Raw genomic sequence first — 14,220 nt, 5'->3', positions numbered from 1 at the left:
GAATAGACTAAGAGTATGATAAAGATAATTGGTAATATATAGGTTTTGAATAGGTGATGAGGGGGGAGCGTATGAAGGAGGATTTAAATAAGAAAATAGAAGCGCTTGAAACGGCAATTGAAACGATTCAAGAAGCGCTTTTTGAATTGAAAGCAAAACAAAGAGAAATAGAAGTAGAAAATGCTCAGCAACATGTTAGTAAGGAAAAGACAGAATATATTGAAACGGTAATGGAGGAAAAACAAAAAGAAGAAGTAGTTACAATAAAAGAGCCTGTGCAAGAACGTGAGGTAAAACAAGTGGATATATCTGCTTTTAAACCAGAACCATTTAATATTATTAAGTTTTGCCAAACTTGGTTACCGCGCATATTTGTCGGCATTATGTTACTTGGAGTAATCTGGTTATTTAAAGCAGGGGTAGATGCTGGATTATTAACACCAGCAATACGAATTGTGTTTGGTATTGTCCTATCAATCGGTTTTTATTATATAGGGGATATTCAAATTAAACGAGAGCGGCAAGCGTTAGGGTTAGTATTAGCGGGAGGCAGTATTACAGGTATAGTTTTAACGACATTTGCGGCACATTATTTATATGGATTTATTCCAGCAAGTGTCGCGTTTGTATGTAATATTGCATGGGTCATTTTAGGTATTTATGTAGCAAAGAGGTATCAATCGGAATATCTTACTATCTTCGTAGCGGTAGGAGCTTTCTTCGTACCCTTCTTATTAAATAGTACGACTCCTAATCCGTATATTTTCTTTGGATATGAGACGATACTGACACTTAGCTTATTATGGTATGCGTTGAAAAATCGTTATCAGTATTTATATATGATTTCTTATGCTGTTGCTGCTATTGTCCTTTTTGTCTTCTTTGCTATTATGTCAATGTTAGTAGAGGATTTGCAAATACAGTTAACAGTTGCTTATGGTTTAATTCACTTACTATTATTTTGGCATATGTTTACGGAGAGAAGTTTTATAGTAGAGCCACGCTTGGCGATATTTAGTGCGAATGCAGTTCTCTTTATATTAGCCATTTCAAAAATACCTGAATTCACAACATGGGGATTAATGATTAGTGCACTCGTGCACGCTACTATGTTCGTGCTTGAATATAGGAAGAATAGACATTCTACATTTACAAATCTTTTATTTGGTTTCGCAATGGGTGCATTTAGTTTAGCGATTTTATATGAGTATAGTCTAGTGAATGCAGCGATTGTATTATTATTACAAGGTTTCCTCGGTATGGTGACTGCTATTAAAGTAAAACAACAGATAAAATTGTATGTTAGTGTGACGGTTTACGCGATTGGAATGATACAAACTATTTTTAGTCCGTTTGATCATTTCATTTCAGCTGGGTTCGTTGCTCATATTATTTTAATAGGTACATTTTATTACTGCATGAAGCAAGCGAAAGATGTGTTAATGAGTTTTGGAAAATATGTTTATTCTATAACGCTCTATTGGTTTATGGTTATTGTATTTATTGTAATTACTAGAGTCGGTGAAGTGCTTTCTACAGATGGAAGTATAATAAGCGTATCGGTATCATTATTATGGATGGTATATGCATTATTTTCCGTTTGGCTTGGACGGAATAAAAATATGAATGAAATATTGTATGCCGGCTTAGTCGTGTTAGTCGTAACGATAGGAAAGCTATTCCTTCTAGACTTACCAGAAGTTTCAATGATGATCAGGGCAGTGTTATTCTTAATAGTAGGTAGTATAGGTATCGTTATTTCAAGAATGTTTTTCTCAAAAGAAGAGAAGTAAAAAGAAGGCAATCCATATCCGGATTGCCTTTTTCATTATTTCTTATTAATTATTACAGCTTCATTGTATTTCGCTGTCGTATTTTGGCGTAGACGAAGCGTTGCTTGTCCAGCTGTATTTGAATCGATTTGTACGTTCACAATTTTCTCAGCAGTACCTAAGCTGTTTGTTGTGAAAGAGAATGCACTACTATATCCAAAAGTAGATGGCCAAGTACCATTTGTATTTTGAACCTTTGCTACTTGTGTACCGCCAGTAGTAAATATACCTAAAGAGTAATTATTGTATGTTGTGTTTGGTAATAAGTTATTTACTTGAATTTTTATTTGGAACACTTCATTGTTTGGTAGAGTGCTAGGGTGTGTAACTACGTAGTCGCTTGCTGTTACCGCACCGTTATAACCATATGAACCTGGTTTGAAAGTATTTGTATTAAACCATTGATAACCTGCATTTGGCGCGCTCCAAGGTTCAGGTTGTGGTTCTGTTGATAAGCTTGGTTGTTCGAATGTTTGTAAAGCAGTAGGTAGATCAAGTTGTAAACCATTAACTTGATCTAAACTTGTAAATGTCTCTTTTTTCGATAACCAATTTACGATATTCTCTAGTAAGATAGCATCGTTTTCTTCCTTGTAGCCATCGTAAGTTTTCTTTGTTTGACCAGAGTCTTCACGGACGTATTTTGGCGTAGCATCTTCAACAGGAGAAGAGTCCCCAATAAAAGCAGCTTTTCCAAGACCTACTTTTGAGATAGCGGCATAAGGACCCTCTGCAACACCACCGCTGTTATAAACACCGCTATCAACAGCGTTATTCCATTTTGATGGGTTTTCTGGAAGATACACAAGGCCTTTTGCTAGTTTTGGGTTTGTAATTGCTAGAGTAGAACCAGCATGCATTGCTACAGATGAAACCCCTTCTGTAATTCCGAATGATTGTGCCGGTGATACAATGTTTTTAGCTGAAACATCACCAATAGCATTATAGCGGAAGCGAATACCGAAGTTGTCAGATAGCCAATCAGAGCTTTCTACTCCTTGCATAGCTTGTGAATTTGTTTCCTCGTTAGACATTCCTTTTGCTGGATTATCCCAAGCACCACGTCTATATCCATTAAATACTTCAGAAGAGTCCCAACGATTTTTATTACGATCTGCATTATAATGGTCGGCAATAAAGAAAATACTTCCGCCACTTTTCACATATTGTAACATTGCATCTTGTTCAGATTTCTTGTAAGGAATATTAGCTTCTGGAACGATAAAAACATTGTAGTCTTTTAAATCTTCGTACGTAATAGGTGTTGATTTACGAAGTTCTTTTACATGATATCCGTTTTGGGCAATACCGTTTCCGAAGTCAGAAAAGCCGCCATCGATAACCCAGTCAGCTGTCCCGGCAGTTTGACCGTGTGTATTATCGAATAATACTTTCTTCCCGTTATTTTGATTTACAACTTTTGCAGCAATTTCAGGAGCTGGGTCTACTGAGCTTTCGGCATAAGTAGACGGAATGAACGAGGCTCCTATACTTAGTGTAATTGCTGTTGCTAAAGAAAATGTAATCCATTTTTTATTCTTCATAGAAGAATCCCCCTAATAAAAATATTTGCTTTAATAATGTAATCTATTTTTGGGTGGAAAGAAAGATAGAAAATATTAAATAGTGTAAAGATAGCGTTAATTTAATTGAAAAATATTTGTTAGAATAATGAAAAAATCTCTTCCTAGTAAATAGGAAGAGATTTTGGACTTAACTAATTTTTGAATTAGGTGTTTCATCAATTTTATGAAATCCCTTCATGTAATACACGATAGCTAAACCAATAAGCCAAATTGGGCCGACAATCAATGCGATTCTTGTATCTTCTGAATACGCCATTATACCTAATACTAGTGCAAGGAAAGCGAGTGAGAAATATGAACTTAATGGATGTAAAGGCATTTTATATGTTAGCTTGTCCTTTTTATCAGTTTGCAATCCTTTACGGAATTTAATTTGAGCGACTAATATGATGCCCCAAGTCCAAATTGCCCCGAAAGTTGAAATACTAGTAAGCCATGTAAATACCTTTGCAGGTACGAGATAGTTTAATATAACGCCAATGAGTAAAACGATAGCAGTTGCTACAATTCCTTGACTCGGAATACCGTTTTTATTTAAACGACCGAATCTTTCAGGTGCTTTCTTTTGCTGTGCCAATGTAAATAGCATACGGCCTGTACTAAATAGACCGCCATTACAAGAAGAAAGAGCTGCTGTTAATACGACAAAGTTAATAATACCTGCTGCTTTTGCGATACCGATTTGCTGGAATGTTAATACAAATGGACTTCCTTTCTCACCAAGTTCGTTCCATGGATAAATTGCCATCATAACGAATAGAGCCCCAACGTAGAACAGTAATATTCTCCAAAATACGTTATCGATTGCTTTTGCGAGTGTTTTTTTCGGATTTTGAGCTTCACCCGCTGTAACACCGATTAATTCAACGCCTAAATAAGCGAATAACACCATTTGTAAAGAGAGCAGTAACCCAGAAAAACCATTTGGGAACCAGCCACCATGTGACCAAAGGTTTGAAATGCCGGTAGCGATACCGCCGTTTCCGAATCCGAATAAAATAATACCAGCTCCAACAATTATCATACAGATAATTGTGACAATTTTGATGAGAGCGAACCAAAATTCAAGTTCCCCAAATACTTTTACGGATAAGAAGTTAAAAGCACTCATTAATAATAGAGCGAGTAAAGCCCAAGTCCAGCGTGGGATATCTGGGAACCAGTACTGCATGTAAATGCCAGCTGCCGTAATTTCAGCCATGCAAGTAACAACCCATAGGAACCAGTAGTTCCAACCGGTAATATAGCCAGCTAGTGGTCCAAGGTAATCATAAGCATATTTACTAAAAGAACCGGCAACAGGTTGTTCAATTGCCATTTCTCCGAGTGCTCGCATAATGAAAAAAATAACGAGTCCAGCGATCATATAACCTAGTAGAATAGAAGGGCCAGCTAGCTTAATAGCAGAAGCAGATCCTAAAAAGAGTCCAACGCCAATAGCTGAACCGAGTGACATTAAAGTAATGTGTCGTTCTTTTAAACCACGGTTTAAAGTTCCAGATTTGTTTGTGTGCTGCATAAGAAGAATCCCCCTTGTAGAATGAGCTACCTAAATATTTAACTATTTCAAATTATAAAACATTTTTATCTGTTATGCTACAAAAATAATCGTGACGAGCTGTACTACATCTGTACTTGTCAGACTTAAACTTAAAATTCGAACTATTAGTGAATATATTGACTCCTCTTTTTATTGATTGTTAAGATTAAGTATTATATTTTCTCACATACTAGTAAGAAAAGAATGTGTGATAATAATTCAGATGTAGGAAGGGTACATAACCATGTTTCAATTACAAAAATATAACACTTCTGTGAAGCAAGAGCTTTTAGCTGGCATCACAACTTTTTTTACATTTGCGTATATTCTTGTCATCAATCCGAAAATATTATCTGATGCAGGTGTACCATTTGATCAAGCTTTTACGGCAACTATTATTGCGACGGTTGTAGGGACGCTATGTATGGCGTTTTTAGCTAACTATCCAATTGTTATTGCTCCAGCTATGGGAATGAATGCGTATTTTGCTTATTCTGTTGTTCAACAGGCAGAGGGAATTACATATGTCATTGCGTTTTCAGCAGTATTTGTAACAGGTATTATTTTTCTTTTATTATCTTTCACTTCATTTAGGCAAAAGCTAATTGTCGCAATTCCTGACAGTTTAAAACATGCGATTGCAGGTGGAATTGGGTTATTTATTGCTTTTATTGGATTACGTCTATCTGGAATTATCGTTGATCATCCATCTAACTTAGTTACGATTGGTGACTTCCATTCTCCAGCTGTTATTTTAACTCTAATTGGTTTAATATTAGCGGCGGTATTAATGGCATTGCGTGTGAGCGGTGCATTATTTATTAGTATGATTGTGACAGGAGTTATCGCCTTCTTTACAGGGCAACTGAAGTTCACGGATAAAATTGTTGCGATGCCTCATTTACCAGAGGGTATTATCGTTTCAAATCCAATCAACGCCTTTTCAGATGTAATTGAATACGGATTATATGGCGTTGTATTCTCATTTTTACTTGTACTGTTATTTGATACAACAGGTGCATTACTCGGTTTAATTAAACAAGCAGGTTTAATTACAGATAATACAGAGAAACGTTTTGGTAAAGCGTTTATTGCAGATGCAATCGGCGGGACTACAGGCTCTATCTTTGGAACAAGCCCAACAGCAGCGACGATTGAATCGTCAGCTGGTATTGCCGCGGGTGGTAAAACAGGATTAACAGGTATTGTAGTTGTCGGTCTAACGATTATAACGGCATTCTTCAGCCCTGTAATTGCTTCTCTATCAAGTGTAGCCGCTATTACAGCTCCTTCATTAATTATTGTAGGTAGTTTAATGGCACAAAGTCTTCGTGATATTAATTGGAATGAATTTGAAGATGCGTTACCAGCATTTTTAATTTTCGTTGGTATTCCGTTAACGTCTAGTATTGCGAATGGAATTGCGATTGGGTTTTTAGTGTATCCAGTCTTAAAAATTGTGAAAGGGAAAGGGATGGAAGTACATCCGTTACTATACTTATTTACAATTTTATTTGGATGTCATTTATTCTTATAATATAGATATAGGAGAGGGGGCTTCTTATGAGAGGCTCCTTTTTTGTGTATAATAAAGTGAAACTTAAATCAATTACGTAAATTATAAATTACTTAATGGAATATATATGTTACACTAAGAGTAGAGGAGGAACATGAATGGCTGTAAGTAAAATAAAAGTCGCGCGTGTTCAGTTAGATTTAACACAGCAACAATTAGCAGAAAAAGTAGGCGTTACAAGGCAAACGATTAGTTTAATTGAGAAGGGGAAATACAACCCGTCTTTAGATTTATGTTTGAAAATTTGTTATGCGGTAGATAAAACATTGAATGATTTGTTTTGGGAGGACAAGGAGTGAGGGGATGAAAATCGTGAAAGATGAACGTTTAATGATTGAGGGGCTAAAACATATTAGATTAGTTTTTATCTTACAAAATATTATCATACTAGGTATTGTTTTTTATCGCTACGTTTTGCAAGGTGCAGGATATGAAAGTGTTTCGGATTTATTAATGGTATTTATGGGCGGGATAATAGTTATAAACTTTTTAAATCTGAAAAATTCAGTGGAAGTGTATGAGCATACAGGGGGAGTATCGCGCAGTTATTTTATGAAGTTATTATTCATTCCAGTAGGTATTGTTATTGGGATTTTAGCTATTTGTATTATTGTAACACCAGATATTTCGATAAAGGAAATTAGTATGACAGGGCTTATTATGTTTGCTTGTTTTTTAGTTCCTAGTTTGTTTATATACATATATATGAAAAAAATAAAAAGTGAAGATTGAAATATAAGAAAAGCTTTCCCATACTGCGGAAAGCTTTTCTTATATCTTTTTATACAGTACTTTATGAAGGCCAATCGGTTCAATTTCAAATATCTCACCATGTTCCTGAAAGCCTAAGCGCTTGTAATAGTCAGCTACAGTAACTCGGCCATTACACCATAAAATATTTGCTTGACGTTCTTGCAAGATTTGTTCCGCCTTCTGAATTAATGAGCTTCCAGCACGGTTATTGCGAAACTCAGGTAATGTTGCCATTCCTCGTAGACGATAATGCATACCTGCTGGTAAGTCAGGGTATATTTCTTTTGAGAAGGAAGCGATACTAATAAGTTCATCGTTTATAAATGCGCCTAAGTGAAAGGTATCTGTTTCATAGTCGGAAGAGTATTTACAATCTGTTAACGTTTGACTCGGGCGTAAAATTTTTTGACGTAATACGTAAGTTTCAGATCCATCAATATTTTTCACAGTAATCATATTAACATCCTTTCCTATAAGGCTTTTTCTGTTAGTTGTATAAAGAAATAGGCAGGTGCGGCGAAAAGTCCGAGTATGCTAGCAGTTCCGAGAAGGAGTGAAAGTAGGAGGCAAGAGTATTTTATTCCATTTGATTTTTTCCATCCGTAACTACAAATTTCAATGCTAACACCGATGAGAATAATGGCAACGAGTACTTCCGCTAATAATAAGAGAGCTAAAGTTACAATAGACATAATGTGATCCATCCTCATAATATATGATAGTAACATTTTACCATATAAAATGGAAAAAAATGCCCCTCAATTATGTGAGGGGCATTTTTCTATTCTAATATGCTTTTAAGTGTATCGATGTGTTCTTTTGAGCCAGTTACAAGTAATGTATCGCCGTGCTGTAGGCTTGTATCACCATGTGGGATTAATGCTTTATTCCCACGATAAATTTGAATGACGAGTACATCGCCTAAAAATGGAAGGCGACGAAGTGCAACGCCGTTATATTTATTACTCCGTAGTTCCACTTCACGGACTGTTTCGTTTGCTGTTGTAATCAAGCGAACGAGACTCGGTTTATCAATTAGTGCACGTAATAGAATACGTGTAGAGTTAATTGTTGAGAATACGGCGATATGTTCTTGCGTTGCTTTTTCTTGTAGAAGTGGATCTTCTACACTTGCAATAACATGTTCAACACCTAGCTCCTTTGCATGTTCTGCTAATAATAAGTTTTGTTCATCATCGCTTGTTGCAACAACAACGCGGTCTGCATGAAACGCTGTTTGTTCAGTTAATGATGCAATTGTGATGTCATCTAATTTCACGATAGGGAAGTCATGCGATTTCGCTTCCTCATCATTTATTTTATTTTGACGCATCATATATAGTGTCACGTCATAATCTTCTCGTTTTAAATCAAGTGATAATGGAAGTGTAATTCTGCTCGCACCAATAATAGAAACTTTTGGTTTTGGTGTTTCTACTTTCGGGAACATCTTTTTAAATAATATAGGTGCGAAAATACAAGTAATAACTGCGCTTAAAATAAGGGAAGCAGATAAACTTGGACTGATGATTCCTAGTTTTTCACCAATTTGTGCAGCTGCAATAACTAAAGAGAGTGTCGATGTTAATAAGATGGCACTTCCCAGTACGATATTACGTGGATACCATTTTCGTAAGACGAGTGATGGTAACAGTTTTGAAATAAAGAGTCCCACAATTAAAATTGGGATCATGAGCATACTAGAAGGTTCTTTGAAAATAGACCAAACCTCTAAATTTACACCAACCATTACGAAGAAAATAGGGATGAAGAAACCGTAGCCGATGGAATCCAGTTTTTCAACCATATCTTCATTTGGTGATAATAACGATACAAGTACACCCGCTAAGAAGGCACCTAAAATATTTTCAGCTCCAACAGATTCAGATAACCCGACTAATATTAAGATGAGTGCAAAAACAGCTCGTGTATCAATTTGTACACTACCAGCTTTTAAGCTATCTAAGTATGGAATGTTTTTAAAGCGTTTTGCAACGAAGTAAATAACAATACCAGCACCGAATAGAAGAAGAAGGAGCCACATGCTTTGGCCGCTTTCGGAATTTAATCCGACGAATACAGCGAGTAAAATCATTGTAACTAAATCTGCAATAACAGCAACTAATAAAATGATTTGTCCGATTGCCGTTTTTCCTAAGTTATTCTCTTTTAATGTTGGTACAACAACACCTAAAGAAATAGTTGAAATAATTAAAGTCATAAACATTGCATTATCTACGAATCCTAGCCATACGAATAGTAATGATAGAGCATAAGATAAGATGAAAATAAATAAGAAGATAATGCTTGCTGCTTGGAATGTGTTTGGTTCGTTTGTCGTATTCTTTTTCCCTTTTTGTTTAAAGATCGAAAAGTCAATTTCTAGACCACTTAAGAACATTAGGAAGATAAATCCTAGTGTTGATAAGACTTGAAGCCACATATCTGGCTCAATGATGTTAAATCCACTTTTACCTACAAAGATTCCTGCGATGATTTCTGCAACAACGACAGGAAGTGCTTTTAATTTAAAGCGTTGTAACAAAAGGGGAACGAAAAACGCGATTGCAACGACAACCATAAGTGATAGAACAGAAGTGTGATGTTCCATTGCGTTCTCTCCCTTCAAATAAATATAGTAACTATTTAGCCATATAATAGGTAGAAAAGCAACGCATATGGATTCGATTTCATAAAGAAAGAGTTTTCTTAACATTTGTCATAATAAGTATATTTTTCATGATTCTGTTGTTAATTCCGTAATGTGGATGTAATAGGGGAGGGGATAAAGTGAAACTTTAATCCGTGGGGGTCTTACTGCTCGTTAATGGGGATAAAAAAAGACTGCTGAGGAATCTCAGCAGTCTTTTCATGTACATTACATTGAGAAGAAGATCCATACAGTTAAACCAACTGTTGCAGTTGCAACGAAGAAACTGTATATCATTGTAAGAATTTGAACTCTTCCTTCTCCTTCTTTTAAGTGCATGAACATGATTAATTGTAACAACGCTTGCGCAACAGCCATTACGATAATAGTTGTTAAGATCGTTGAAAGTGGCAGGCTTGTGTAAAGTGCCACGTATAGCGCTAGGAACGTTAGTGCAAGCGATAAAATAAATCCGAAAACGTGTGACCAAGGGAATCCGCTATGCGCATGCCCGTTTGCTTGGTTGTTATTTTGACCCATTTACGCCACCATCCCGTTCAAGTAAACTAGTGTGTAAATAAAGACCCAAACAAGATCAAGGAAATGCCAGTATAAGCTGATAATGAATACTTTACGAGCTGTAACTGGTGTTAAACCTCGTTTTAAAATTTGGATAATAACACAAGTTGCCCAAATGATACCGCCTGTTACGTGGGCTCCGTGCGTTCCAAGAAGAACGAAGAATGCAGATAGGAAAGCACTTGTTTGAATTGTTGCGCCTTCACCGATGTACATAATGAACTCTTCGATTTCAAAGAATAGGAAACCTGCACCTAAAAGTAATGTAAGGATGAACCATCCAAGCATTGCTTTTTGGTTGTGCTTACGCATTTCGTGAATTACGATACCACATGTGAAACTACTTGTTAAAAGTAGTAATGTTTGAATTAAAAGCGTTTTAAGTTCAAACAGTTGCGCTGGAGTTGGGCCATCTGCCGTACGACCAGCAAGGACTAGATAAGAGGCGAAAAGTGTTGCGAACAGCATAATTTCAGCCCCAAGAAAAATCCAGAATCCTAGGATATTCAATCTGCTTTGTTCGGATTGATATTCCAAAGGTAAGCTTTTATCTAAAGCCGCCATGTCATTTCACCTCTCATGCTATATGTTCTGTTTCTTTAATTTCATCAACACTTACGTAGTAACCATCGTCATAATCGAATGAACGATAGATTAAGCAAGCTAAAATACCAACGCCGCCGATTGCTGCAAGCCAGAACCAGCTAAATACTAATGCGAAACCTGCAAGACCGAAGAATAAAGACGCAATAATAGGCACACCAGAGTTACTTGGCATGTGAATTGGTTTTAAATCTTCTGCTGCTGGTGTAACTGTTTCTCCGCGTTTTTTCATGTACCAGAAAGCATCAGCTTCTTTAATTTCAGGAAGCTTCGCGAAGTTGTAATGTTGTACAGGAGATTGAGTTGCCCATTCAAGTGTACGGCCATCCCATGGATCTCCAGTTGTGTCACGTTCACCGTGACGTGCACTCCAAATTACGTTGTAGCAAAGAAGTAGGAAGCCAATACCCATCATTACCGCACCAACAGATGCGATTTGGTTTAGCCATCCCCATCCAAGACTTTCAGAGTAAGTGTACATACGACGAGTCATACCGTCTAAACCTAAGAAGTACATTGGGAAGAAACAGATGTTGAATCCGCTCATAAAGATCCAGAATGTCCATTTACCTAGGCGTTCATTTAACATATGACCAGTCATTTTTGGATACCAGAATGTGAATCCAGCAAGCATAGCGAATACTGTACCTGCAATTAATACGTAGTGGAAGTGAGCGATTAGGAAGTAGCTGTTATGGTATTGATAATCAGCTGCTGCCATTCCAAGCATAACCCCTGTAACCCCACCGACTACGAAGTTTGGAATAAATGCCAATGACCAAAGCATTGGAACTGTAAAACGAATACGTCCTTTATACAGTGTAAACAACCAGTTAAAGATCTTAACCCCGGTTGGAATCGAAATCGCCATTGTCGAAATCGAGAAGAATGAGTTAACCGCTGGACCTGCACCCATCGTGAAGAAGTGGTGAAGCCATACGACGAAACTCAGTAAAGAAATTGCAACCATTGAGTATACCATCGCACTGTAACCGAATAAACGTTTACGTGAGAATGTACTAATGATTTCAGAGAAAATACCGAATGCCGGTAAAATAACGATATATACTTCAGGGTGACCCCATACCCAGAACAGGTTGGCCCATAACATCGGCATACCGCCGCTCGCCATCGTAAAGAAGTGAGCATCGAATAGACGGTCAAATGTCATTAATGCAAGAGCAACTGTTAATACTGGGAAAGCGAAAATAATGATAACTGTTGTAATTAAGATTGACCAAGTAAACATTGGCATTCTCATTAAAGTCATACCAGGTGTACGCATTTTTAAGATAGTAACAAGGAAGTTAATACCGGTCATTAGCGTACCGAGACCTGAAATCTGTAATGCAATTGCGTAGTAGTTATTTCCTACACCAGAAGTAAACTCTGTACCTGCCATTGGGAAGTAAGAAGTCCACCCAGCGTCTGGAGAACCACCGATTACGAAAGCGATGTTGAATAACATTGCTCCGACAAAGAATAACCAGAAACTTAAAGCATTTAAGAACGGATATGCAACGTCACGAGCACCAATTTGTAATGGTACTACAAGGTTCATTAATCCCATAACGAATGGCATTGCCATGAAAAGAATCATTACTGTACCATGTGTTGTGAAGATTCCGTTATAGTGTTCAGCGTTTAAATAAGTTGTTTCTGGGAATGTTAACTGTGCACGGATCATTAAACCATCCATACCACCACGGAATAACATGATAACCGCAGAAATAATATACATGGCGCCGATTTTTTTATGGTCAACAGTTGTTAACCATTCGTCCCAAAGCCATTTCCATTTTTTATACTTTGTTAGTACGAAAATGATTGCTAATGTCACAAGAACGATAGAAGCGTCTGCACCGTAAATAATCGGGTCACCTGTGACAAAGAATTCATCAAGCTTCACTGTGTTCACTCCAATCTGTTGGAATTATAGCTATTATTTTTTTTTGTTTTTGTAGTAGTTGTAATCACAATATTCAAGTGATTTTGGATCTACATAACTTAAGTGGTGACTAGAGAATGTCATACGACCAACTACACCAGGTTTAACAATTTCGTTGTACTTATCTTCTGTTAGTTTAGGAGCAGTTTGTTGTACTTCTTTAACCCACTTGTCATATTTCTCTTTAGTTTTTGCTTCAACTTCGAACTCCATGTGAGTGAATCCTTCACCAGAGAAGTTCGCGCTACGGCCTAGGTAAGAACCTGGCTTATCAGCTTGTAAATAAAGATCCATAATCATGCCATCCATTGTGTACTTCATACCACCAAGTTCTGGTACCCAGAAAGCATTCATTGGGCCGACAGAAGTCAGTTTGAATTGAATTGGTACACCAGCTGGGATGTTTAAATAGTTAACGGTTTCAATTTTTTCCTCTGGGTAACTGAATAACCATTTCCAGTTTGCAGATGTAACATAAATTTCAACTGGTTTAATATGTTTGGACTCTTTCGGAACCTCTTCCGAAGCATAAGTTGCTTTTACTGTTGGGATCGATAATGCGATAACGATAATAACAGGAACAAGCGTCCAAATAATTTCTAATAATGTGTTACCGTGTTGTTCAGGTGGCTCGTAGTCCATATTCTCTGGTTTTTCACGATAACGAATCAAGATGACTGTAAACAAGATGAATACAATTGCGATAATTAATGACATAAGCAAGAATGACCAAACAATTAAATCATACTGTGCTTTTGCAACAGGTCCTTGCGGATTTAATACTGCGAGTTTCTTATCACAGCCGCCTAGGAACAGAAGTAATGATAACGGAAGAAGCGAAGCCAGCTTCCAAAACGTTTTCTTTAGTTGCACGATTGAAAATCTCCTTTCTCCTTGGATTGAAACTATGCCAATAAAACAATATAAACCTATTAATTTATAGATGGCAATAGTTTTTGCGATATTGTTAAAAAATAGACACAAATGCACACTTTTTAAGGTGAATATCATTTGTAACTTGATAACATTGTAAACTATTTTCCAATGAAAAACGTGATTGTGAAAATTTTAAGATAAATAAAGTTATACCAAGATATCCAATAAATAGAAAAAAGCTATCTTATTATAAGGAAGATAGCTGAATATTTTGTAT

13 protein-coding genes are annotated in these 14,220 nt (G+C 36.6%); 4 read left to right on the top strand and 9 right to left on the bottom strand.

What is annotated here, in order from left to right; all coding sequences use genetic code 11:
- Positions 1-71: 71 nt before the first annotated feature.
- Entirely contained in the window at positions 72-1,793 is a 1,722-nt protein-coding gene (locus QCI44_RS24770) for a DUF2339 domain-containing protein (protein ID WP_098986080.1), read from the top strand.
- Between the two features lie 35 nt (positions 1,794-1,828).
- Here the strand turns inward: QCI44_RS24770 and QCI44_RS24765 are convergent, their stop codons facing one another.
- Entirely contained in the window at positions 1,829-3,376 is a 1,548-nt protein-coding gene (locus tag QCI44_RS24765; RefSeq protein WP_016089273.1) for a hypothetical protein, read from the bottom strand.
- A 169-nt stretch (positions 3,377-3,545) separates the two neighbouring features.
- A complete protein-coding gene (locus tag QCI44_RS24760; RefSeq protein ID WP_016089272.1) occupies positions 3,546-4,937 on the bottom strand; it encodes an amino acid permease in 1,392 nt (463 codons plus the stop codon).
- A gap of 265 nt (positions 4,938-5,202) precedes the next feature.
- Here QCI44_RS24760 and QCI44_RS24755 point away from each other — a divergent pair, with 265 nt between their 5' ends.
- The 3 genes from QCI44_RS24755 to QCI44_RS24745 all read left to right on the top strand — a co-directional run bounded on the left by QCI44_RS24755 (position 5,203) and on the right by QCI44_RS24745 (position 7,266).
- Positions 5,203-6,495 carry an NCS2 family permease gene (locus QCI44_RS24755; protein WP_000487208.1) on the top strand — a complete coding sequence of 431 codons (1,293 nt, stop codon included), beginning with the start codon at positions 5,203-5,205 and terminating at the stop codon, positions 6,493-6,495.
- A gap of 137 nt (positions 6,496-6,632) precedes the next feature.
- Complete coding sequence (locus QCI44_RS24750; RefSeq protein ID WP_000301180.1) at positions 6,633-6,833, top strand: helix-turn-helix transcriptional regulator; 201 nt, start codon at positions 6,633-6,635, stop codon at positions 6,831-6,833.
- A gap of 4 nt (positions 6,834-6,837) precedes the next feature.
- Entirely contained in the window at positions 6,838-7,266 is a 429-nt protein-coding gene (locus QCI44_RS24745; RefSeq protein WP_000706642.1) for a hypothetical protein, read from the top strand.
- Positions 7,267-7,305: 39 nt separating this feature from the next.
- Here the strand turns inward: QCI44_RS24745 and QCI44_RS24740 are convergent, their stop codons facing one another.
- The 7 genes from QCI44_RS24740 to QCI44_RS24710 all read right to left on the bottom strand — a co-directional run bounded on the left by QCI44_RS24740 (position 7,306) and on the right by QCI44_RS24710 (position 13,940).
- Complete coding sequence (locus QCI44_RS24740) at positions 7,306-7,743, bottom strand: GNAT family N-acetyltransferase (protein WP_000633763.1); 438 nt, start codon at positions 7,741-7,743, stop codon at positions 7,306-7,308.
- A 14-nt stretch (positions 7,744-7,757) separates the two neighbouring features.
- The gene (locus QCI44_RS24735) at positions 7,758-8,015 is read right to left on the bottom strand and encodes a DUF4022 family protein (RefSeq protein ID WP_071743379.1); all 258 of its coding nucleotides are present in this window, start codon (positions 8,013-8,015) and stop codon (positions 7,758-7,760) included.
- Positions 8,016-8,068: 53 nt separating this feature from the next.
- Positions 8,069-9,898 carry a monovalent cation:proton antiporter family protein gene (locus QCI44_RS24730; RefSeq protein ID WP_000399985.1) on the bottom strand — a complete coding sequence of 610 codons (1,830 nt, stop codon included), beginning with the start codon at positions 9,896-9,898 and terminating at the stop codon, positions 8,069-8,071.
- Positions 9,899-10,165: 267 nt separating this feature from the next.
- Entirely contained in the window at positions 10,166-10,477 is a 312-nt protein-coding gene (gene qoxD, locus QCI44_RS24725; protein WP_000531383.1) for a cytochrome aa3 quinol oxidase subunit IV, read from the bottom strand.
- Positions 10,478-11,080 carry a cytochrome aa3 quinol oxidase subunit III gene (gene qoxC / locus QCI44_RS24720; protein WP_000729314.1) on the bottom strand — a complete coding sequence of 201 codons (603 nt, stop codon included), beginning with the start codon at positions 11,078-11,080 and terminating at the stop codon, positions 10,478-10,480. It abuts the gene before it with no gap.
- A 13-nt stretch (positions 11,081-11,093) separates the two neighbouring features.
- Positions 11,094-13,028 (bottom strand): cytochrome aa3 quinol oxidase subunit I, encoded by a 1,935-nt coding sequence (gene qoxB / locus QCI44_RS24715; protein WP_016089270.1) that lies wholly within the window; start codon positions 13,026-13,028, stop codon positions 11,094-11,096.
- Between the two features lie 33 nt (positions 13,029-13,061).
- On the bottom strand, positions 13,062-13,940 hold the full coding sequence (locus tag QCI44_RS24710) for a cytochrome aa3 quinol oxidase subunit II (protein ID WP_001176182.1): 879 nt from the start codon (positions 13,938-13,940) through the stop codon (positions 13,062-13,064).
- Positions 13,941-14,220 lie beyond the last annotated feature (280 nt).

It is taken from the genome of Bacillus cereus group sp. RP37, assembly GCF_040459695.1.
Lineage (GTDB): Bacteria > Bacillota > Bacilli > Bacillales > Bacillaceae_G > Bacillus_A.
This window is presented reverse-complemented; position numbering and strand designations above follow the sequence as displayed.

What these genes read in the sequence shown, in the direction of transcription:
- QCI44_RS24730 (WP_000399985.1), bottom strand. Translation starts at nt 9,898, where the DNA reads ATGGAACATCACACTTCTGTTCTATCACTTATGGTTGTCGTTGCAATC.
- qoxD (WP_000531383.1), bottom strand. Translation starts at nt 10,477, where the DNA reads ATGGGTCAAAATAACAACCAAGCAAACGGGCATGCGCATAGCGGATTC.
- QCI44_RS24760 (WP_016089272.1), bottom strand. Translation starts at nt 4,937, where the DNA reads ATGCAGCACACAAACAAATCTGGAACTTTAAACCGTGGTTTAAAAGAA.
- QCI44_RS24770 (WP_098986080.1), top strand. Translation starts at nt 72, where the DNA reads ATGAAGGAGGATTTAAATAAGAAAATAGAAGCGCTTGAAACGGCAATT.
- QCI44_RS24740 (WP_000633763.1), bottom strand. Translation starts at nt 7,743, where the DNA reads ATGATTACTGTGAAAAATATTGATGGATCTGAAACTTACGTATTACGT.
- QCI44_RS24750 (WP_000301180.1), top strand. Translation starts at nt 6,633, where the DNA reads ATGGCTGTAAGTAAAATAAAAGTCGCGCGTGTTCAGTTAGATTTAACA.
- QCI44_RS24735 (WP_071743379.1), bottom strand. Translation starts at nt 8,015, where the DNA reads ATGTTACTATCATATATTATGAGGATGGATCACATTATGTCTATTGTA.
- QCI44_RS24765 (WP_016089273.1), bottom strand. Translation starts at nt 3,376, where the DNA reads ATGAAGAATAAAAAATGGATTACATTTTCTTTAGCAACAGCAATTACA.
- QCI44_RS24745 (WP_000706642.1), top strand. Translation starts at nt 6,838, where the DNA reads ATGAAAATCGTGAAAGATGAACGTTTAATGATTGAGGGGCTAAAACAT.
- QCI44_RS24755 (WP_000487208.1), top strand. Translation starts at nt 5,203, where the DNA reads ATGTTTCAATTACAAAAATATAACACTTCTGTGAAGCAAGAGCTTTTA.
- qoxC (WP_000729314.1), bottom strand. Translation starts at nt 11,080, where the DNA reads ATGGCGGCTTTAGATAAAAGCTTACCTTTGGAATATCAATCCGAACAA.